Genomic DNA, 20304 nt, shown 5'->3' with positions numbered 1-20304 from the left:
ACCGCCACTATCTGCCTCGTCGCCCGTCCCGTTTTCGGGATCGTTAGGCAAACAGTAACCGGAAAGTTTTCATCAGGCCACCCTCTTCCTCTTGCCTTTGGCGGTAATCCGCGCCTATGGCCGCACATGGCTTATGAAACCCTTATTCTTGGTGCCGGCGCTGCCGGAATGATGTGTGCAACCCGCTCTGGCCCCGGCACGCTGGTGATCGACCATGCCAAGGCGCCGGGGGAAAAGATCCGCATCTCCGGCGGAGGGCGCTGCAACTTTACCAACATGTACGCGAGCCCGGAAAACTACCTGTCGCAGAATCCGCATTTCTGCAAATCCGCGATGGCGCGCTACACGCAGTGGGATTTCATCGAACTGGTGGACCGCCACGGCATCGCCTGGCACGAAAAGACGCTGGGCCAGCTGTTCTGCGATGGATCGGCCAAGCAGATCGTTGCGATGCTGGTGGAGGAGCTGAAGGCCGCAGGCGCAGATCTGTGGTTGCAGACCTCGATCCTGTCCGTTGCGCGCACCGCCGATGGCTTTCAGGTCGAGGTAGAGCGCGAGGGCAAGCGGCAGCAGTTGACGGCCCGCAATCTGGTGATTGCGACGGGCGGCAAATCCATCCCCAAGATGGGCGCAACCGGCATCGCCTATGATCTTGCGCGGCAGTTTGATCTGCCGCTGACAGATACCCGCCCCGCCCTGGTGCCCTTCACCTTCTCCGATGACCGTTTCAAGCCCCTGGCCGGTGTCGCCCTGCCTGCGCGGCTGTCGAATGCGCGCACCAGTTTTGACGAGGCGCTTTTGTTCACCCACCGCGGCCTGTCCGGCCCCTCGGTGCTGCAATTGTCGTCCTACTGGCGCGAAGGCGAGCAGATCAACGCCAACCTGATCCCGCAGACGCCCCTGTTCGACCTGCTGCGCAGCCAACGTCAGGAAGCAGGGCGCAAGGATCTGACGACCGAGCTCGCCCGCCACCTGCCCGGCCGACTGGTTGATTTCCTCGCCCCCGAACTGGGGCTCAAGGGGCGGCTGGCAGATCAGTCCGATGCAGCCCTGCGCGATCTCTGCGACCGGTTGGAAAACTGGAGCCTCACGCCGTCGGGCAGCGAGGGGTATCGCACGGCCGAGGTCACCCTTGGCGGCATTGACACCGATGCGCTGTCGTCCAAGACAATGGAGGCCAAGACGGTTCCGGGCCTTTATGCCATTGGAGAGGCGGTGGATGTGACCGGCTGGCTTGGCGGCTATAACTTTCAATGGGCCTGGGCCTCTGGCGTGGCGGCGGGCAGCGCCATCGCCGCACGCCGCTGAGGCTGCGCCAGCCTTAGCCCCAACCCCAGCCCGTCCTTAGCCCGGCCTCAGCCGTCTGCGCCCGTCAGCTTGCCAACCTCGGCGATGAAATCCTCGCCACGCTGTTCAAAGTTGTCGTATTGGTCAAAACTCGCCGCCGCCGGGGCCAGCAGCACGGTATCGCCCGGCTCTGCCTCGGCGCTCGCGCGGGCCACCGCCTGTGCCATGGTGATGCAGACCTCTGCCTCTACATCCAGCTGCATGGCAAACCCCGCCGCCTCGCGCCCGATCACATAGGCCTTGCGCACCTTGCCGGCCTGCCCGCGCAGCGCATCCAGCCCGCCCTCTTTCTCCAGCCCGCCGCAGATCCAGCGGATGTTTTCAAAAGCCCCCAGCGCCTTGGCCGCGCTGTCGAGGTTGGTGGCCTTGCTGTCATTCACATAACGCACACCGGCATGGGTCGCGATGGTCTGGCTGCGATGTGGCAGGCCCGGATAGCTCGCCAGCGCGTCTTCGATCAGACGCGGCGCCAGCCCCAGCGCGCGCGCCGCCGCATAGGCCGCACAGGCGTTCTGGTGGTTATGCGCGCCGGGCAACCCCTGCATCTGGCGCAGATCAATCGACGCCGCCTGCCGCCCCTTGCGGTATTCGCTGAGAAACCCCTTGCGCGCAAAGACCTGCCAGCCCGGCCCGGTCAGCTTCTGGCTTGCCGAGATGCGGATCACCCGGTCATCGCTGGCCGCCTCTGACAGCTGACCGGCCAGATACAGCCCCTCGTCCTCGTCGACGCCGATGATGGCGCGGTCTGGCCCGCCTTCTGCAAACAGCCGCCGCTTTGCCGCGAAATAGCCCCCCATGCCCGCGTGCCGGTCCAAATGATCAGGGCTGAGGTTGGTGAACACGGCCACATCCGGCGTCAATGCGCGCGCCAGATCGGTCTGATAGCTCGACAGCTCCAGCACCACGACCCCACCAGAGCCCGGCGGGTCGATGTCCAGAACACCACGGCCGATATTGCCCGCCAGCTGGCTTTCGCGCCCGGCCTCCTGCAGTATGTGATGCAACAGCGCAACCGTGGTGGATTTGCCGTTTGACCCGGTGACCGCCACGATGCGCGGCGCCTGATCGTATTGCTCCCATCCCCGCGTCGCAACCGAGCGGAAGAACAGGCCGATGTCATTGTCCACCGGCACACCCGCCACCAGCGCCGCCCGGATCACCGGGTTCGGCTTGGGATAGAGATGTGGAATGCCGGGCGACACGACCAATGCCGCAACATCATCAAAGGCGCCGGATTTCAGCAAATCACGGCAGGTGAACCCCTCAACCTCGGCCCGCGCCCGCGCACCCGGATTGTCGTCCCAGCAGACAGGCTCTGCACCGCCCGCCCGCAAGGCCCGCGCCGTGGTGAGCCCCGATCGCCCAAGCCCCAGCACCGCAACTGTTGCGCCTTCAAATCCGGTCACAGGGATCATCGCCCGCCCTCCACATGGTCTTTGATCAAATCGCTACCCGATCGCGGGAACCAATGCCAGTCCCGTTGCGTTTGTCATCTCACCGCCATCCCGCTAACGTCGGCCAAAAACTGGGAGGCCCGCAGACATGCCCGCGCAAATGCAGCAGATCCTCGACGCCATCAACACCGACCTTCGCGATGATCCCGACCGGGGCGAGGTTGCGAGCTACATTCCCGAATTGGGCCAGGTCGACCCGCATCAGTTCGCCATCACCGTGGCGACCGCAGATGGGCAGATCTACAGCGCCGGGGACGCGGCCACCCGGTTTTCAGCGCAAAGCATCACCAAGGTCTTTACCCTCGCCATCGCGCTTGGCCGGTCTGGCGACCAGCTGTGGCGCCGCGTCGGACGAGAGCCGTCTGGCACGGCGTTCAATTCCATCGTGCAGCTGGAACACGAACGCGGCCGCCCCCGCAATCCGTTTGTAAACGCAGGCGCAATCGTCACCACCGACGAGGTGCTGGCAGGCCGCGAGCCGCGCGAGGCGCTGGCCGAATTCCTCAGCTTTATCCGCGCCGCCGCAGAGGATGATGACATCCATATCAACGCCGATGTTGCCCGCTCGGAAACCGCCCACGGGCACCGCAATTTTGCCCATGCCCATTTCCTCGCCTCCTTTGGCAATCTGAAAAATGATCCCGACAAGGTGCTGGGCACCTATTTCCATCACTGCGCCACAGAGCTGACGACAACGCAGCTCGCCCGTGCGGGGCGTTTTCTGATTGGTGCGGATTGCCATCCACGCATGGTCTCCCTTGACCGGGTGCGCCGCCTCAATGCGCTGATGCTGACCTGCGGCCACTATGACGGCTCGGGCGAATTTGCCTACCGCGTTGGCCTGCCCGCCAAAAGCGGCGTGGGCGGTGGCATCCTGGGCGTCGTGCCGGGCAAGGCCAGCATCGCCGTCTGGTCACCGGGACTGGACCGCAACGGCAATTCCAAACTGGGGACAGAGGCAATGGAACGGCTGGCCCGAGAAATGGACTGGTCGGTGTTCTAGGGTCAGGTTGCAGGTGTTGCCATAGCTGCGAACGCATGGGCTACGATCTCTTCAGGCCGGTTTGCTACGCTGCCATTTGTTGCGACACCAAGATCAGGAGACAGTCCCTCCGCCCCGCTGCCCGAACTGGGTCGGCATAGGGCGTGGGATCCGTATAGGCCGACAGACGGAGATGACCCCTGGCAAAGGTCATCCACCCTCCGCCCCTCCGGCGGCGCCGCCTTCTTCTGCAAAGACAAACCGCCCGAAGCGGCAGCTCCGGGCGGTTCCAAAAAAGACCAGGACAATGCACCACCCCGCGGCAGACACCCTGCCCGCGGCGATCCGTGCTGGCTCAGCGCACTTTCAGCGTCGCCAGTCCGATCAGCGCAAGGATCAGCGAGATGATCCAGAAGCGGATCACGATCGTGGGCTCGGCCCACCCCTTTTTCTCATAGTGGTGATGGATCGGCGCCATCAGGAACACCCGCTTGCCGGTGCGCTTGAAGTAGAGAACCTGAATGATGACCGACAGCGCCTCTACCACAAAGAGGCCGCCAACAATCGCCAGCACCAGCTCGTGTTTGGTTGCGACCGCAATCGCCCCCAGCGCACCCCCCAGGGCCAGCGAACCGGTGTCACCCATGAACACCGCCGCAGGCGGGGCGTTGTACCACAGAAAGCCCAGACCACCGCCAAACAACGCGGCGGTAAAGATCAGGATCTCGCCGGTGCCCGGCACATAGTGCACGTCCAGATATTCCGTAAAGTCAACGCGCCCAACCGCATAGGCGATGATGCCCAGCGTTCCTGCCGCAATCATCACCGGCATGATCGCAAGACCATCCAGACCATCGGTCAGGTTCACCGCATTGGCAGCCCCCACGATCACGCAGATCGAAAACGGCACATAAAGCAGACCAAGGTTGATCAGCGTATCCTTGAACACCGGCATCGCCAGACGGTTCTGCAGCGCCTCCGGGTGATAGGCCGCCGCCCAAAGTGCTGCAATCACCGCAATCGTGATCCCCAGCGCCAGCCGCAGCTTGCCCGGAACACCCGCGGTGTTCTGCTTGGACACCTTGGCATAATCATCGGCAAAACCAATGAGGCCAAAGGACAGCGTGACAAAAAGAACAAGCCAAACAAACGGGTTATCCCAACGCGCCCACAAAAGCGTCGCGGTAACCAGCGCCCCCACGATCAGCAGCCCCCCCATGGTGGGCGTGCCCGCCTTGGCCAGATGCGCCTCAGGGCCGTCATCGCGGATCGGCTGACCTTTGCCCTGCTTGCGGCGCAGCACATTGATCAGCGGCGGACCAAAAAGAAACCCGAACAGAAGCGCCGTCAAAAAGGCCCCGCCTGCCCGGAAGGTGATGTAGCGAAAGAGATTGAAAAAATCCCCCCCATCCGACAGCGCGGTCAACCAATAGAGCATGTCAGCCGGTCCCTCAGTTCACGTGTTTTTAAGAAGTGGCCTCGCCATGGCCCAATTCGCGGATGCCGTCAACAACCTTGGCCAGCGCCATGCTGAGAGACCCTTTCGCCAGCACAACATCGCCTGCACCGATCTGACCCGGCAGATCAGCCAGCACATCGGCGCTGCTGGCATAGTGCCCGCCGCGTTTGTCCGCAGGCAGGGCAGCATGAAGCGCGCCCATCAAAGGCCCGATGCAGTGCACCGCATCCAGATCCGCCATCGCGGGCAAATCAGCGAGGGCTGCGTGCAGCGCCGCTTCCTGCGGGCCGAGCTCTTTCATGTCGCCAAGATAGGCGATGCGACGGCCCTCGCAGGGGGTTGCCGCCAGCACCGCCAGCGCGGCGGCCACGGATGTGGGGTTGGCGTTATAGCTGTCATCCAGCAGCAGGATTTCGCCCTGCCCCGCGCCCAGTGACACGGTTTCACGCGCCCCGCGACCGGTGACGGGCGACCAGAGCGACAGGCTCTGCACGGCCTTGGTCAGATCCAGATCCAAAGCCGCAAGACAGGCCAGCGCCCCAAGCGCGTTCATTGCAAAATGCGCGCCAAGCGATTGGATCTGCAAACGATGCCCCTGCCCGCCGGGCAGGGTGACTTCGGCCTCTGTCTCATCTCCGCGCAGGGTGGTTGCGACCAGCCGGTAGCTGGGCGCAATCGGCCCCTGACCGGTGCCAAACCACTGCACATCCTGCGCCGCACGCCCGGCAACTGCCTGCAGAATCGGGGCCTCGGCAATATCAGCGTTCAAAACCGCAACGCCGCCGGGCTCCAGGCCATCCATGATGGCAGCCTTCTCTGCGGCGATGCCTTCGATGCCGTCAAAGGCCTCCAGATGCACGGGGGCCACGGTTGTGACCATCGCCACATGCGGGCGAGCCTGTTTTGCAAGCGGGCTGATCTCGCCGGGGTGGTTCATGCCAATTTCAATCACCGCAAATTCGGTGTCGCGCGGCATCCGGGCCAACGTCAGCGGCACGCCCCAATGGTTGTTGTAGCTTGCGACGGCGGCATGGGTGCGACCCTGATCCGACAACATACGCGCCAGCATTTCCTTGGTCGAGGTCTTGCCGACCGATCCGGTAACCGCGATCACCCGCGCATCCGTGCGCGCACGACCCGCGCGGCCAAGGGCCTCCAGCCCGGTCTGCACATCCTCAACCAGCAACAGCGGCGCATCTTCGCTGACGCCCTCGGGTCTGCGCGACACCAGCGCAGCACCGGCGCCTTTCTCCAGCGCCTGCGCCACAAAATCATGGCCGTCACGCGCCGCCTTCAAGGCCACGAACAGATCCCCCTTGGCGATGCTGCGCGTGTCGATGGAAATCCCGTTCACATGCCAGTCGCCAATGGCAACGCCACCGGTTGCTGCGGCGGTTTCCTCAGCGGTCCAAAGCGTCATACCAGCCTCCCGTCCAGAGCGGCGACAGCCATGCTCGCCTGTTCGACATCATCAAAGGGCAGAACATCTGTGCCAACGATCTGGCCGGTCTCATGCCCCTTGCCGCAGATCAGCAGGGCATCGCCCGCCCCCAGCGCATCAACGCCGCGCAAGATCGCCTCGGCCCGGTCGCCCACTTCCAGCGCGCCCGGCGCACCGCCCTTGACAGCGGCACGGATCACCGCCGGATCCTCACTGCGGGGGTTGTCGTCGGTGACAATCACCAGATCCGCATTCTCCTGCGCGGCCTGCCCCATCAGCGGGCGTTTGGCGGCATCGCGATCACCGCCAGCGCCGACAATGGCCACCAACCGGCCCAGCACATGCGGGCGCAGCGCCTTGATCGCAGTGGCCACCGCATCGGGGGTATGGGCGTAATCCACAAACACCGTCGCGCCATTGTCGCGGGTGGCCGCCAGCTGCATCCGGCCCCGTACGGTCTGCAGATGTGGCAGCGTCTCAAACACGGCCTGCGGGTCTTCTCCGCTGGCGATCACCAGACCACAGGCCAGCAGGATGTTCTCGGCCTGGAAACCGCCGATCAGGTTCAGCCGCGCCTGATAGGGTTTGTCGTGCCAGGTAAACCGCATGTCCTGCCCAGAGGCATCAAAGCGTGCACCGATCAGGGACAGATCGCCCGCGCCGCGCCCGACAGAGATCACCTCCTGCCCGCGCGCAGCGGCGATGGCGCGCATTTCCGGGCCGCGCGGATCGTCCATATTGATGACCGCCACGCCATCTTCTGGCAGCACCCGGCGAAACAGCCCGGCCTTGGCGGCGAAATACGCCTCGAATGTTTCGTGATAGTCCAGATGGTCCTGGGTGAAATTGGTAAAGCCGGCCGCCGCCAGATGCACACCGTCCAGACGCCGCTGGTCCAGCCCGTGCGAGGAGGCCTCCATCGCGGCATGGGTGACGCCGGCTGCTGCGGCCTGCGCCAGCGCATCATGCAGCGTGACAGGTTCGGGTGTGGTATGGTTGAGCGGATGGCTCCAGGCGCCTTCGACACCGGTGGTGCCAAGGTTTACCGCCTTGTGGCCCAGCTCGATCCAGATCTGACGCACAAAGCTCGCCACCGAGGTTTTGCCATTGGTGCCAGTCACCGCCACCATGGTTTCGGGCTGCGCGCCAAACCACAGGGCCGACGCATAGGCCAGCGCCTGACGCGGGTCTTCGACCACCACCAGCGCCACGGTGGAATCGCGCAACAGCTCTGCCACGATCTGCGCCCCGGCGGCGTCGGTCAGGATTGCCGCCGCCCCATTGCCAAGCGCGGCCGGGGTGAATTTCGCCCCATGCACCTGACTGCCCGGAAGGGCCGCAAACAGCCCCCCTTCGACCACCTTGCGGCTGTCCACGGCAATGCCGCAGATCATCGGATCGACCCCGCCGCGGGCGGTTAGCCCCAGCTGGCTCAGAGGACGGTTTTGACTGGTGCTCATAGCAACCCCACCTGATCAGTTTGAGGTGAGGGTTATACCAGTGATCTGGTCGGGTTCAACTTGTGGTCTGAGGCCCAGAAGCGGCGCAATTCTGCCGATCATCTCGCCTGCGACAGGAACCGCCGTCCAACCCGCTGTGCGGCGTTCTTCGCCGTGGGCAATGACCGAGGGTTCATCAAGTGTGACGATCAGCACATACTTTGGATCATGGGCCGGGAACATGGCGGCAAAGGTCGCGATGACCTTGCTTTCATAATAGCCACCACGGGGTTTGGGTTTGTCGGCTGTGCCGGTCTTGCCACCGACCTGATAGCCCGGAACCTCTCCGAAGGAGGCGGTGCCGCTGGTCACGACCTTGCGCAGCATGGCGCGGGCCTGGGCGGCGGCATCCTCTGACATCACCCGATCCCCCAGTTGCGGTCCGGTCTGGCGCAGGATGGTCGGGCTGACGTAGCGACCGCCGTTGGCGATGGCGGCATACCCCGCCGCCAGATGCATCGGGCTGGTCGACAACCCGTGACCGTAGGAGATGGTCACAGTGCTGAGTTCGCCCCATTTCTTGGGCTTCAGCGGCTGGCCGCCGGAGGCCTCGACGATCTCGATCGGGGTTGGGTCGAACATGCCAAGCGCGCGCAGGAACTGTTGCTGACGCTCTGCCCCGATTTGCAGCGCCAGTCGACCGGTGCCGCGGTTGGAGCTGTTCACGATGATGTCTGCGACGCTCAGCTTGCCATAGTTCTTGTTGTTGAACTCGCCGATGGGAAAGCGACCGATCCGCATCGGACCAGAGGTGTCGATGATGGTCTCGGAATTCACCAGCCCAAGGTCAACCGCTTGTGCCGCCGTGAAAATCTTGAAGGTCGAGCCCAGTTCATACACCCCCTGCACCGCGCGGTTGAACAGCGGGCTGACCGAGGGGTCAAAGCCAGAGGTGGGTGGGCGCGGCCGGTCGTTGGGGTCGAAATCCGGCAGCGACACAACAGAGATCACCTCGCCGGTGTAGACATCCATCAAAACCGATGTCGCCCCCTTGGCGTTCATCAGCTTCATGCCCCCCAAAAGCACCTGTTCAGAGGCGGCCTGAACCGTCAGATCCAGCGAGAGCTGCAGCGGACGGCCCCCATTGGCCGGATCGCGGAGATAGTCGTCGAATTGCTTTTCCACGCCCGCAACGCCGATCACTTCGGCGGCGGTGACGCCTTCCTTGCCAAACCCGGCGCCGCCCATGACATGAGCCGCGAGGCTGCCATTGGGATAGAGCCGCATTTCGCGCGGACCAAACAGCAGGCCGGGATCACCGATGTCATGCACCGCCTGTTTCTGCTCGGGGCTGATTTTCTTCTTGATCCACACGAACTTGCGCTTGCCGGTGAAATCCTCAAGCAGGCGGTCACGATCCAGATCGGGAAAGATTTCGACCAGACGCTCTACCGCGCCTTCGGGATCGACCATTTGCGGCGGCTGGGCATAAAGCGAATGGGTTTCGAAATTCGTCGCAAGGATACGGCCCTTGCGGTCGACGATATCGGCACGCTGCATGGCAATGCCGCTGCCGCCTGCGGTGCTGGCGACCGGTTCAACCGCCTCTGAGGTTGCAAGCGCGCCCATGCGAACGGCAATGGCAGTAAAGGCCACCAGAAAGAAAACACCCAGAACCAGCAGGCGCCCTTCGGCGCGCTGGCGCGAGGCGGCCTGCATTTCGGCATGACGCTGACGCAGGTTTTCGCGTTCGATCACGTCCGGATTTTCGCCGTTGGCACGGGCCGTCAAAATGCGGGCCAGAGGGCGCAGCGGCGTTCGGATCATGGCTGGTCTCTCCGTGCGTTGAGCGAGGACACTTCGACCCCGTTGGAGAATTCGATCACGTCCTCGTCGCGGGGATAGGCGACCTCATCCACGCGGCCAAATTGTTCGGGACGCAGGGGCAGCAGGCTGAGACGGTCGAAGTTCAGCTCTGCCAGTTCGCGCAGGCGCTGGGGGCGGTTCAGATAGGCCCATTCTGCGCGCAACACGCTGAGCCGGGCCTGCTGGGCGCCGATCTGGCGTTGCAGGCTGCGGGTTTCCTTCAGCACCTGCTGGGTGGTGTAGTTTTCGCGGTAGGCCCAGAACGCAAGGCCCAGGACCGCGAGCGATGTCACGATGTAAAGCAGCGTTTTCATGACCGTTTGCCCTTTAGCTGAGGCATGCCAATGTCTTTGGCCGAAATCTCGACCGGGGCCGCATCGGTGCGGCGCCCCACCCGCAGGCGGGCCGAACGCGAGCGCGGGTTTTCGGCCAGCTCCTCGTCATCGGGGCCCACGGCCTTGCGGGTGACAAGGGTGAACTGGGAGGGGGTTTCTTCCTGTTCCGGCGCGTAGCGGTTGGCGCGGCCGGTCTTGCCAGCGCGGTGCTGGAAGAAGCGTTTGACCATCCGGTCTTCGATCGAGTGAAAGGTCACGACGGCCAGCAGACCACCGGGTTTCAGCGCGCGCTCTGCCGCCAGAAGGCCCTCGAACAGCTCTTCGTATTCTGCGTTCACCGCGATGCGCAGGCCCTGAAAGCTGCGCGTTGCGGGATGCGACTGGCCGGGTTTGGAGCGCGGCAGGCAGCTTTCGATGATCCCTGCGAGCTGCAGGGTGGTGGTGATCGGCGCTTCGGTGCGGGCCTTGACGATGGCGCGGGCGATGCGGCGGCTGGCGCGTTCCTCGCCAAACATAAAGAGGATATCCGCCAGCGCCGCCTCATCCAGCTCGGCCACGAGATCGGCGGCGGAAGGGCCATCCTGCGACATCCGCATATCGAGCGGCCCGTCCCGCATGAAGGAAAAACCACGTTCGGCCATGTCCAGCTGCATGGAGGACACCCCAAGGTCAAGCACAACCCCGTCGAGATCCTGCGCATATTCATCCATGCGCGAAAACACACCCTGCTGGAAGGTCAGGCGACCATCATAGTCGCCAATCCAGTCCTGAGCCATTTCAAACGCCAGCGGATCGCGGTCAACGCCGATCACGTGATCGGCTCCTGCTTCAAGCAGGCCGCGGCTGTAGCCACCGGCGCCGAACGTGCCATCCAGCCAGCGGCCGGACACAGGCGCAACCGCAGCCAGGAGGGGGCGCAAAAGGACCGGTACGTGAGGACCGGAAGACGTTTGACGGTCCGTTGTCATGGATCAAGCGCCTCCGGCGCCATCGAGGAATTCCATCGGGTCGAAGTCCTCTGGCAGATCTTCCATCCACTCTTCGGATTTCGCCAACTCTTCCTCTTCGTAGGTTTCTGGCTTCCAGATCTGGAAGGTATCGCCCGCAGCGATAAAGAAGGCCTCGCCTTCCAGTCCGATCTTGTTGCGCAGCTTCGCGGGCAGCACAAGGCGGCCGGTTTCATCAACGGTGGTCGGAAAGGACTGACCGTGGAACATGCGCTGCAGCATTTTGCGGGGCATGGAGCCGCGTGGCAAGGAGTCGATCTTTGCGTCGACCTCCTCGATGGCTTCCATGGTGTAACATTCAAGGAAATTGCGGCGATGGTCGCCGTAGACGATGACGAGTTCGGGCGCATTGCCGGACTGCCAGTTGGGATCACCCGCCTCCAGAACACGGCGAAAGGAGGCCGGAATCGACACCCGCCCCTTTGTATCCACCTTATGGTGGCTTTCACCTCTGAACCTACGGCCCAATCTATCGTCCCTTTTTCAGCGTCCCTCGTGCCGAACCAATCCCCAGAAGCAAAAGGGGCGGGCTGATCTGCTGCCACTGATCAACCCGCCACCTCGTCCCGACTTGCGGGGTGTCCGACTGCGCGCGCCACCTGGGGGGATGTCTGCTCGCCCGCGCGCCGGATCTCTATTTTCGATGAAAGCGAAGGCCTGTATGAAACCTGCTTATTTTAGTCTTTGGTTGGGGTCGTTTGGCGCCCCTGCTCTCCGTCTCATTCGATAAATTAGGGATACTATGGGAATACGTGGGCCACAACTGTTTTTTATGGACCCTCCCCTCGCATGGCGATAACGGCGCTCCGATTCTTTGGCGCAGAATCGATTCAAAACCTAGTGGTATGTTAAGCTAGCGTGAAAACGACTATATGTAGTGGTCTCAGCAGGGTCGAAAAAAGTTCCATGAATTCCCACAGAATCGCTTTCATTTTCCGAAATCAGGGTCGATCTGGAGGGGGGACGCCCCGATTCTCGCGGGGTTGGCGACCATTTCCGCCAAAAACCGCCGGATCGCCCAAGTGATTCGGGGCTGATTTGCCCAGCATCACCCCAGATGGGCCATGATTTCCCATGACGCCCATATCCTCCCACCTGATCCCAGACCAAGGCCCGCGGGGACATGGCAGGGACACGGCAGGGACATGACAGCGACGCGCCCATGACATCCCACCGCGCGATGGCACCATGCAGCATGATCTGTGCGGCATGATCTGTGTGCGCCATTGCAGGCGATGGCCGGATAGAGAAAGGGGCAGCGCCCGGATCGGCCCTGCCCCCCTGTCACTCATCCATATAATGTCGCGGGTCAGGCCATGCCGCCGCGCACCAACCCCTCGGCCATGCGGGCGTAGGCCTGCGCCATCGCGCCCTCTCCGGCGGCCACAGGCGTGCCGGCATCCCCCGCCAGACGCGTATCCAGATCAATGGGCAATGACCCCAGAAGAGGCACGCCCAGACGCTCGGCTTCGGCGGCGACACCCCCGTGACCAAAGATGTGATGCTCTCCGCCGCAATCGGGACAGGCAAAGAAGGACATGTTTTCGATCAGCCCCAGCACCGGCGTCTTGAGAGTGGCGAACATGTCGAGCGCCTTGCGCGCGTCAATCAGCGCGACGTCCTGCGGAGTGGAGACCACAATCGCGCCCGACAGCTCTGCCTTGGTGCAAAGCGTCAGCTGCACATCCCCGGTGCCGGGCGGCAGATCAACGATAAGCACATCCAAGTTCCCCCAGTTCACCTGACCAAGCATCTGCTGCAGCGCGCCCATCAGCATCGGGCCACGCCAGACCACGGCCTTGGCTTCGTCCACCATGAAGCCGATCGACATCAGCGTGACGCCATGAGCGTGCAGAGGTTCGATGATCTTGCCATCCGGGCTGGCGGGTCGGCCGCTCGCGCCCATCATGCGGGGCTGGCTGGGGCCATAGATGTCGGCATCCAGCAGGCCCACCTTGCGCCCCTGCCTGGCAAGCGCCACGGCGAGGTTTGCGCTGACCGTGGATTTACCAACGCCACCCTTGCCGGAGCCCACCGCCAGAATGCGTTTGACGCCGCTCGGCTTTAGCGGTTCGGCCTGCGGCTTGGGGTGGCCGCCGACCTTCAGGCTGGGGGCCGGTTTGGAGGGGCCATCCGCATGGGCAGTCAGGGCGACGCTCACGGCCTCTACCCCGTCGAGCGCAAGGACAGTTGCCTCTGCCGCGCGGCGCAGGGGTTCCATCTGGGTGGCGATCTGGGGGCTGGGGGCCTCGATCACGAAACTGACGCGGCTGCCGTCGATTGTCAGGGCGCGCAGCATGTCGCGCGACACCAGCGTGCCGCCGTCGGGCAATTGCAGACGTTCAAGCGCTGCGCGAATCTCATCCTTGGTGGGGGTCATGAGCATCTCCGGTTTGACAGCTGTCATATACCCCTGCCCGCGCCAAAGCCCAAGTGGGTGCACCACATGAGCAAAATTGCACGATATCTGCCAGCATCAAGCGCGCGCAATTCGCACGCTGCCGAAGAAATGAGCGCTAACAGCCCCGCTGCTGCATACCTCAGCAGCAATCTGCTGATTTACCCAGAGGCACCCATGCATTTGGTGCATATCCGGATTGCCGCTTCTGGGGATTGTGCATGTGCAGCAATTGCCTATTTTCATCCTCAAGAGACGCCGGAGACGGCAACACACGAACTGACCGCCGAGGAATATAACGATGGCCGCTGTTGACAATATCACCACCCGTAAAGGCGCTGCTGCCTTCAGCCTGCGCGCCGCATTCGACGAACTGAAAGACAAGATCGCGCGTTACCGCATGTATCGCGAGACCATCAACGAGCTGTCCTCGCTGTCTGGTCGCGAACTCGCGGATCTCGGCATGAGCCGCGCGCAGCTGCGCAGCGTCGCTTACGAAGCGGCCTACGGCACCAAGTAATAGAGACACAGGCCTCCTTCTCCTCCTCCCTAGAAGGCCTGTCATCGCGGTGACATCCTCCTCCTCCCTGATGTCACCGCACCCAATACCAGCGTCATAGCTGGACCCGAATACACCACGCCTCCTCCTCCCTTAAGCGTGGTGTTGTTAAGAACGGCGGTGCCCCTCCTCCTCCCTGGGCGCCGCCGTTTTTCTTTGCCTGATTGCTTTTGCCCCGATTGCCCGCCTGCGCAGCCCTGCTGTTGCGGGCCCCGCAATTGCGGCGGGCGACCAAACGAAAAAACGCCAGCCTGGTGGCTGGCGTTCTCGTAGCGCAGATCTCAATGCGTTTCCCATTATGACGGGCCTGACGCGATGATGGGCTAGAACGGAATGTCCTCGGCGGCGGTGACAAATTTGGCGACCACCTTTTTGCTGCCAGCCTTTTCAAATTCCACTTCCAGCTTGTCACCTTCGATGCCGACAATTGCGCCATAGCCGAATTTCTGGTGGAACACCCGCTCTCCCACCATGAAGCTGGAGGTGGCGGTGATGTCGATGATGGACGAGCGGCTTTCCTTGGGTTGCGACAGGCCGCGTTCGTTGACGCGGGTTTGCATCCGCTTCCAGCCCGGCGAGTTGTAGCCATCAACAGAGGCCATGCGCTCCTCGATGCTGGAGCGGACATTGCCGCCACCTGCCGGGGCCGCCGCACCATAGCCGCCACCATAAAGGCCGGGGGGCGTCAGGACCTCGACATGTTCCTCTGGCAGCTCGTCAATGAAGCGCGAAGGCAGCTGGGATTGCCATTGCCCAAAGACGCGGCGGTTGCCCGCAAAGGAGATCGTGCAGATCTGCTCGGCCCGCGTGATGCCCACATAGGCCAGCCGCCGCTCCTCCTCCAGGCCCTTGAGGCCGCTTTCATCCATCGAGCGCTGCGAGGGAAACAGGCCGTCCTCCCACCCCGGCAGGAATACCGCGGGGAATTCCAGACCCTTGGCTGCGTGCAGCGTCATGATAGAGACCTTCTGCGCGGCGTCCTGTTTGTCGTTGTCCATAATCAGGCTGACGTGTTCGAGAAAGCCCTGCAGGTTTTCAAACGCCTCAAGCGCCTTGACCAGTTCCTTGAGGTTTTCCAGACGGCCCGGTGCCTCGGGCGTTTTGTCGGCCTGCCACATGCCGGTGTAGCCGCTTTCGTCCAGAATGACCTCGGCCAGCTCCATGTGGGTCATATCGGCATCCCCTGCCAGACGCCCCCAGCGGATCAGCCCCTCGATCAGTTCACGCAGTGCCTTGCCCCCTTTGCCCTTGATCTGGCCGCTTTCCACCGCGAGGCGCGCGCCCTCGACCAGCGAAACGCCGTTGGCGCGCGCAATGGTCTGGATGGTTTGCTGGGCCTTGTCGCCAAGGCCACGTTTGGGGGTGTTGACGATGCGTTCAAAGGCAAGATCGTCATCGGGCGAGACCACGACGCGGAAATAGGCCATCGCATCGCGGATTTCGAGCCGCTCGTAAAAGCGCGGGCCGCCGATGACGCGATAGGGCAGACCGATGGTCAGGAACCTGTCCTCAAAGGCGCGCATCTGGTGGGAGGCCCGCACCAGGATCGCCATGTCGTTCAGGTCGACGGGGGCCATGCCGCGGGTGCCGCGCTGCATGGCCTCGATTTCCTCACCGATCCAGCGCGCCTCTTCCTCGCCATCCCAATGGCCGATCAGACGAACCTTTTCGCCATCACCGGCCTCGGTCCACAGCTCTTTGCCAAGACGGGCCGCATTGCCCCGGATCACACCGCCCGCCGCGGCAAGGATATGCCCGGTGGAGCGATAGTTCTGTTCCAACCGGACGACCATTGCGCCCGGAAAATCCTTTTCAAACCGCAGGATATTGCCCACCTCAGCGCCGCGCCAGCCATAGATCGACTGGTCGTCATCCCCCACGCAGCAGATGTTTTTATGCCCACCCGCCAGCAGACGCAGCCACATGTATTGGGCGACGTTGGTATCCTGATATTCGTCCACCATGATAAAGCGGAACCAGCGCTGATATTGGCCCAGAACATCCGGGTGGTCCTGAAAGATCGTGACCATATGCAGCAGGAGATCACCGAAATCGACGGCGTTCAGCTCTTTCAGGCGGGTCTGGTATTGGGCGTAGAAATCAACGCCACGGTGGTTGTAGGCGCTGGCGTCGGCCACCGGCACCTTTGACGGGATCAGAGCGCGGTTTTTCCAGTCATCGATGATCCCGGCCAGCATCCGCGCAGGCCAGCGCTTGTCGTCGATGCCTTCTGCCTTGATCAGCTGTTTCAGCAGGCGGATCTGGTCGTCGGTGTCCAGAATGGTGAAATTCGACTTGAGCCCGACCAGTTCGGCGTGGCGGCGCAGCAGTTTCACGCAGATGGAGTGGAACGTGCCCAGCCAGGGCACGCCCTCGATCGCCTGCCCCAGCATGGCACCAACGCGATCCTTCATCTCGCGCGCGGCCTTGTTGGTGAAGGTCACAGCAAGGATTTCATTTGGCTTGGCCGAGCCGGTCATCAGCAGATGCACGATGCGCGCGGTCAGGGCCTTGGTCTTGCCGGTGCCAGCCCCCGCCAGCATGAGAACCGGCCCCTCAAGGCATTCAACGGCCTGACGCTGCGCCGGGTTCAGCCCGTCGAGATAGGGCATGGGTCGCGCCGCCATCGCACGGGCGGACAGCGAAATCCCCTCATAGGGGTCGATATCGTCAAAACTGCTCATGGGCGCAAATTAGGACGGATCGCCCCGAAGGGGAAGGCTTTGTTCACGACATGTTCACGGGAAAATCACGATAGACCGAAAAATTTAGGTAAATCGAAAAGTTACTGCGGGGTGAAGTTAATCCATCGGAAATCTATAGGGCGGATTTTTGAGACGGAAACGGCGAAAGTGCAAACAATGTCTGAAAAATTCCGCAACACGGCGCGGCAGAACCTGAAGTGGGTCAGCGTTGCCGCCATGCTTGCAACCGTTGCGGCAGGTTCCGCCTGGGGTGTCTACAAACTGCCCGCGCCCATTGTCGACGCCATGCTGGAGGCTGACATTCGCAAGCAGGCAGAGCTGTGGCGCCGCCGGGTTGTGCTGCATCTGGAACACGCCGAAGCGACGTTCATCACCGGGTATGTGAACGATGAGGACGCGAAGTATCTGACATTGATGCCCGAAGCCTCGGATGTGTATCGGCTGAAGCTGTTTGATGAGACGGGTCATGTGTTCTGGTCGACGCGCATTGACGATGTCGGCACCCAGAATGAAAACGCCTATTTTGCCGCGCAGGTCATGCAGGGTGTAACCTATTACAAACAGGTGGAAAAACCCGCGACCGAGATTGACGGGCTGAACCTGCATTCGACCCATGTCGAACACGCGACGCCGCACAATGTAGCGGAGATTTACACGCCGATTTCGGACAATGGCCGGGTGGTTGGCGCCGTGGAATTCTACACCGACGTCACCACGCTGCGCGGCACCTTCATCACGCGGGTGCGGATGCTTCTTGGGGCGCTGAGCACATTGGGCCTGCTGGCGATGGGGCTGGTGAGCCTGGTGATCTTTCGCACCAATCAGAAACAGATGCGCGCCCTAAGCCGCAAATCCGATCACGAACGCAAGCTGATGGACGAACAGCTGCGGCTTGCGCGCGAGGTAAAGCTGCTTGGGGAGTTGAACGAATGGCTGCAATCCAGCCGGTCGCTGGATGAGCTGTTTGATATGGTGTCGAAATTCATGACCCACATCCTGCCCAACGCCGAAGGCAGCGTTTATGTCTATTCGAACTCGCGCGATGTTCTGGACGGCTGGGCCAGCTGGAATGGTGGCGATCACAAGGATCACATCCACCCCGACAGCTGCTGGGGTCTGCGCCGCGGGCGGGTTTATGAATACGGCAGCGGCGAAGTGACATTTGTTTGCGAACATGCCGAACCTCATGACGGGCGCCCTTACTTCTGTTTTCCAATCCTCGCGCATGGGGAAACCGTGGGCCTGATGCATCTGCGCGCCCATTCGGCGGATTGCGAGAATTTTGCAGCCAACAAGAAGCTGGCCCGCATGTGTGCGGAACAGATCAGCATGGCCATTTCAAACGTGCAGATGCGCGATCAGCTGCATGACCAATCCGTGCGCGACCCGCTGACCGGCCTGTTCAACCGCCGCCATATGACCGACAGCCTGCGCAAGGGCATCAGCCGCTGCCAGAGCCAGGGATCGCGGCTGAGCCTGATTGCCATCGATGTCGACCACTTCAAGAAATTCAATGACAACCACGGCCATGACGCGGGCGACATGGTGCTGCGCGCTGTGGGATCGGTGCTGGAGCAGGCCTGCGATGGCGATGAAGTGGCCTGTCGTCCGGGCGGCGAAGAATTCACGCTGATCCTGCCCGACACCACGCCCGAAGATGCGCTGACGCGCGCCGAACTGGTGCGTCAGGCCGTTGAGGAGGTCACGGTGCGCTATGGTGAAAAGGCGCTGCCGCGGGTGACGATCTCTATCGGGGTGTCGCATTACCCCTCGCACGGGACCATGCCACAGGATCTGATGCGGGCGGCGGACGAGGCGCTATATGAAGCGAAGGGGCGCGGGAGAAACCAGGTTTACGTTGCAAATCAGAATGATAGCGTGATTACCCCGGTTGAGGGCACAGCCGAAACGCCCGGCAAGAAACCAGACGCAGCATAGGGCTATCGCCCACGGGTCGCACGACACTGCGCCAGAACGGGGCGGGCACAAATAGTTACAAAATTGTTTCAATGCCCGCTTCGCACTAGACTTTTGCTGCAAGGCAGCAACAAATGCGCGCCATGGACCTGCATCAGCATTATCCGGCTCTCAGCGATCTTCGTCAGCGCGCCCGACGGCGCCTGCCTCGGTTCGTCTGGGAGTATCTGGACAGTGGCACCGGCACCGAGGCCACCAAGGCGCGCAATCGCATGGCGCTGGATCAGGTCGGTTTTCTTCCTTCCATCCTGCACGGCCCGCAAAAGCCCGATCTGAGCCGCCGGTTCTTGGGGGTTGATCGGCCCCTGCCCTTTGGCATTGCGCCTGTCGGGATGTCGGGGCTGGTCTGGCCTGACGCAGAGGGACATCTGGCACGGGCCGCAGCGGCGCATGGGTTGCCCTATTGCCTGTCGACCGTTGCCAGCCAGTCGCCAGAGGATGTGGCGCCGCATCTGGGCGCATCGCCGTGGTTTCAGCTGTATCCGCCTAAGGATCCAGGCATCCGCCGGGATATGCTGGCGCGCGCAAAGAAGGCCGGGTTCACCGGGTTGGTGCTGACGGTTGATGTGCCAGTGGCGTCGCGGCGCGAACGGCAGACCCGCTCTGGCCTGACACAGCCACCACGGCTAACACCGCGGCTGCTGGCGCAGGTCGCCATGCGGCCAGCCTGGGCGATGGGGATGGCACAGCGCGGCATGCCGCATATGCGCACGTTGGATAAATATGTGACCGGCCAGCTCGACAGCCTGTCGTCAACGGCGCATGTCGGCTATCTGCTGCGCACCTCGCCGGATTGGGATTACGTCAGATGGCTGCGCGATCATTGGCAGGGTTCCCTGATCATCAAGGGGGTCATGCGGGCCGAGGATGCCGCCCCTCTGGAGACCATCGGTGTTGATGCGCTGTGGATCTCCAATCATGCGGGGCGTCAGTTTGATGCCGCCCCTGCCGCAATAGAGGTGCTGCCGGATCTGCGCGCGGCGACCCGGCTGCCGCTGATCTTTGACAGCGGCATCGAAGGCGGGCTTGATATCCTGCGGGCGCTGGCGCTGGGGGCGGATTTCGTCATGCTGGGCCGGGCTTTTCATTTCGCGCTGGCCGCGCTTGGCCCGAAAGGCGTGGATCACCTGATCGACATTCTGCGCAAAGATATGTCAGCAAACATGGGCCAACTTGGGGCCGCGACTTTGGACGCGCTTCCGATTCCACGGTCGCTTGCGTCATTTGCCACACAAACAACGACATTTAAGTCCGATGCGGACCTAAAAGACCCTCCATAAACGTGAATTATGCCGGATTCTGGCGTCAGGTCAGCGCTATCACGCTGGTCATACC

General features: G+C 62.5%; 16 protein-coding genes. 6 read left to right on the top strand and 10 right to left on the bottom strand.

Features of this window, described 5'->3' with window-relative positions:
* Positions 1 to 126 precede the first annotated feature (126 nt).
* Positions 127 to 1308, top strand: coding sequence for a BaiN/RdsA family NAD(P)/FAD-dependent oxidoreductase (locus NIT7645_RS03550; RefSeq protein WP_008562323.1), 1182 nt, complete (start codon positions 127 to 129; stop codon positions 1306 to 1308).
* Between the two features lie 47 nt (positions 1309 to 1355).
* Here NIT7645_RS03550 and murD read toward each other — a convergent pair whose 3' ends face one another.
* A complete protein-coding gene (murD, locus tag NIT7645_RS03545) occupies positions 1356 to 2762 on the bottom strand; it encodes a UDP-N-acetylmuramoyl-L-alanine--D-glutamate ligase (protein ID WP_008561474.1) in 1407 nt (468 codons plus the stop codon).
* Positions 2763 to 2889: 127 nt separating this feature from the next.
* On the opposite strand from murD, the gene NIT7645_RS03540 reads away from it, so the two are divergent.
* The gene (locus NIT7645_RS03540; RefSeq protein ID WP_008558900.1) at positions 2890 to 3804 is read left to right on the top strand and encodes a glutaminase; all 915 of its coding nucleotides are present in this window, start codon (positions 2890 to 2892) and stop codon (positions 3802 to 3804) included.
* A 334-nt stretch (positions 3805 to 4138) separates the two neighbouring features.
* On the opposite strand, the gene mraY is transcribed toward NIT7645_RS03540, so the two are convergent.
* From mraY to NIT7645_RS03500, 8 genes are all read right to left on the bottom strand, one after another.
* Positions 4139 to 5221: a phospho-N-acetylmuramoyl-pentapeptide-transferase gene (mraY, locus tag NIT7645_RS03535; protein WP_008562883.1), complete on the bottom strand. Its 1083-nt coding sequence runs from the start codon at positions 5219 to 5221 to the stop codon at positions 4139 to 4141.
* Positions 5222 to 5249: 28 nt separating this feature from the next.
* Positions 5250 to 6662 (bottom strand): UDP-N-acetylmuramoyl-tripeptide--D-alanyl-D-alanine ligase, encoded by a 1413-nt coding sequence (locus NIT7645_RS03530; protein ID WP_050686186.1) that lies wholly within the window; start codon positions 6660 to 6662, stop codon positions 5250 to 5252.
* Positions 6659 to 8143 carry a UDP-N-acetylmuramoyl-L-alanyl-D-glutamate--2,6-diaminopimelate ligase gene (locus NIT7645_RS03525; RefSeq protein WP_008560292.1) on the bottom strand — a complete coding sequence of 495 codons (1485 nt, stop codon included), beginning with the start codon at positions 8141 to 8143 and terminating at the stop codon, positions 6659 to 6661. The genes NIT7645_RS03530 and NIT7645_RS03525 overlap by 4 nt, the downstream gene beginning before the upstream one ends.
* Before the next feature lie 15 nt (positions 8144 to 8158).
* Positions 8159 to 9949 (bottom strand): peptidoglycan D,D-transpeptidase FtsI family protein, encoded by a 1791-nt coding sequence (locus tag NIT7645_RS03520; protein WP_008559778.1) that lies wholly within the window; start codon positions 9947 to 9949, stop codon positions 8159 to 8161.
* Positions 9946 to 10302 (bottom strand): cell division protein FtsL, encoded by a 357-nt coding sequence (ftsL, locus tag NIT7645_RS03515; protein ID WP_037302496.1) that lies wholly within the window; start codon positions 10300 to 10302, stop codon positions 9946 to 9948. Before ftsL ends, NIT7645_RS03520 begins: the two co-directional genes overlap by 4 nt.
* Positions 10299 to 11291 carry a 16S rRNA (cytosine(1402)-N(4))-methyltransferase RsmH gene (gene rsmH, locus NIT7645_RS03510; protein ID WP_008561249.1) on the bottom strand — a complete coding sequence of 331 codons (993 nt, stop codon included), beginning with the start codon at positions 11289 to 11291 and terminating at the stop codon, positions 10299 to 10301. The genes ftsL and rsmH overlap by 4 nt, the downstream gene beginning before the upstream one ends.
* A 3-nt stretch (positions 11292 to 11294) precedes the next feature.
* Positions 11295 to 11798, bottom strand: a complete 504-nt coding sequence (gene mraZ, locus NIT7645_RS03505; protein WP_074964208.1) for a division/cell wall cluster transcriptional repressor MraZ — start codon at positions 11796 to 11798, stop codon at positions 11295 to 11297.
* A gap of 841 nt (positions 11799 to 12639) precedes the next feature.
* Positions 12640 to 13710, bottom strand: a complete 1071-nt coding sequence (locus NIT7645_RS03500) for an Mrp/NBP35 family ATP-binding protein (protein ID WP_037302895.1) — start codon at positions 13708 to 13710, stop codon at positions 12640 to 12642.
* Positions 13711 to 13776: 66 nt separating this feature from the next.
* On the opposite strand from NIT7645_RS03500, the gene NIT7645_RS03495 reads away from it, so the two are divergent.
* Entirely contained in the window at positions 13777 to 14043 is a 267-nt protein-coding gene (locus NIT7645_RS03495) for a hypothetical protein (protein ID WP_037302497.1), read from the top strand.
* Positions 14030 to 14248 (top strand): DUF1127 domain-containing protein, encoded by a 219-nt coding sequence (locus NIT7645_RS03490; RefSeq protein WP_008559016.1) that lies wholly within the window; start codon positions 14030 to 14032, stop codon positions 14246 to 14248. The genes NIT7645_RS03495 and NIT7645_RS03490 overlap by 14 nt, the downstream gene beginning before the upstream one ends.
* A gap of 362 nt (positions 14249 to 14610) precedes the next feature.
* On the opposite strand, the gene NIT7645_RS03485 is transcribed toward NIT7645_RS03490, so the two are convergent.
* On the bottom strand, positions 14611 to 16971 hold the full coding sequence (locus NIT7645_RS03485; RefSeq protein ID WP_008561885.1) for an ATP-dependent helicase: 2361 nt from the start codon (positions 16969 to 16971) through the stop codon (positions 14611 to 14613).
* Positions 16972 to 17148: 177 nt separating this feature from the next.
* Here NIT7645_RS03485 and NIT7645_RS03480 point away from each other — a divergent pair, with 177 nt between their 5' ends.
* Together NIT7645_RS03480 and NIT7645_RS03475 are read left to right on the top strand one after the other, a co-directional pair.
* Positions 17149 to 18930 carry a sensor domain-containing diguanylate cyclase gene (locus NIT7645_RS03480; RefSeq protein WP_008560394.1) on the top strand — a complete coding sequence of 594 codons (1782 nt, stop codon included), beginning with the start codon at positions 17149 to 17151 and terminating at the stop codon, positions 18928 to 18930.
* Between the two features lie 113 nt (positions 18931 to 19043).
* Positions 19044 to 20249 (top strand): alpha-hydroxy acid oxidase, encoded by a 1206-nt coding sequence (locus NIT7645_RS03475; protein ID WP_008563070.1) that lies wholly within the window; start codon positions 19044 to 19046, stop codon positions 20247 to 20249.
* Positions 20250 to 20304 lie beyond the last annotated feature (55 nt).

The organism is Phaeobacter italicus (assembly GCF_001258055.1).
In the GTDB taxonomy this organism is placed as follows: Bacteria; Pseudomonadota; Alphaproteobacteria; order Rhodobacterales; family Rhodobacteraceae; genus Phaeobacter; species Phaeobacter italicus.
Note: the sequence above shows the minus strand (reverse complement) of the source record. Positions and strands in the feature narration are given on the sequence as shown.

Bases quoted from the DNA above. Each gene is read 5' to 3' on its own strand.
- NIT7645_RS03485 (WP_008561885.1), bottom strand. From the start codon at position 16,971: ATGAGCAGTTTTGACGATATCGACCCCTATGAGGGGATTTCGCTGTCC.
- NIT7645_RS03480 (WP_008560394.1), top strand. From the start codon at position 17,149: ATGTCTGAAAAATTCCGCAACACGGCGCGGCAGAACCTGAAGTGGGTC.
- ftsL (WP_037302496.1), bottom strand. From the start codon at position 10,302: ATGAAAACGCTGCTTTACATCGTGACATCGCTCGCGGTCCTGGGCCTT.
- NIT7645_RS03475 (WP_008563070.1), top strand. From the start codon at position 19,044: ATGCGCGCCATGGACCTGCATCAGCATTATCCGGCTCTCAGCGATCTT.
- NIT7645_RS03490 (WP_008559016.1), top strand. From the start codon at position 14,030: ATGGCCGCTGTTGACAATATCACCACCCGTAAAGGCGCTGCTGCCTTC.
- rsmH (WP_008561249.1), bottom strand. From the start codon at position 11,291: ATGACAACGGACCGTCAAACGTCTTCCGGTCCTCACGTACCGGTCCTT.
- NIT7645_RS03525 (WP_008560292.1), bottom strand. From the start codon at position 8,143: ATGAGCACCAGTCAAAACCGTCCTCTGAGCCAGCTGGGGCTAACCGCC.
- murD (WP_008561474.1), bottom strand. From the start codon at position 2,762: ATGATCCCTGTGACCGGATTTGAAGGCGCAACAGTTGCGGTGCTGGGG.
- NIT7645_RS03500 (WP_037302895.1), bottom strand. From the start codon at position 13,710: ATGACCCCCACCAAGGATGAGATTCGCGCAGCGCTTGAACGTCTGCAA.
- mraY (WP_008562883.1), bottom strand. From the start codon at position 5,221: ATGCTCTATTGGTTGACCGCGCTGTCGGATGGGGGGGATTTTTTCAAT.
- NIT7645_RS03495 (WP_037302497.1), top strand. From the start codon at position 13,777: ATGAGCAAAATTGCACGATATCTGCCAGCATCAAGCGCGCGCAATTCG.
- NIT7645_RS03530 (WP_050686186.1), bottom strand. From the start codon at position 6,662: ATGACGCTTTGGACCGCTGAGGAAACCGCCGCAGCAACCGGTGGCGTT.
- NIT7645_RS03540 (WP_008558900.1), top strand. From the start codon at position 2,890: ATGCCCGCGCAAATGCAGCAGATCCTCGACGCCATCAACACCGACCTT.
- NIT7645_RS03520 (WP_008559778.1), bottom strand. From the start codon at position 9,949: ATGATCCGAACGCCGCTGCGCCCTCTGGCCCGCATTTTGACGGCCCGT.
- NIT7645_RS03550 (WP_008562323.1), top strand. From the start codon at position 127: ATGGCTTATGAAACCCTTATTCTTGGTGCCGGCGCTGCCGGAATGATG.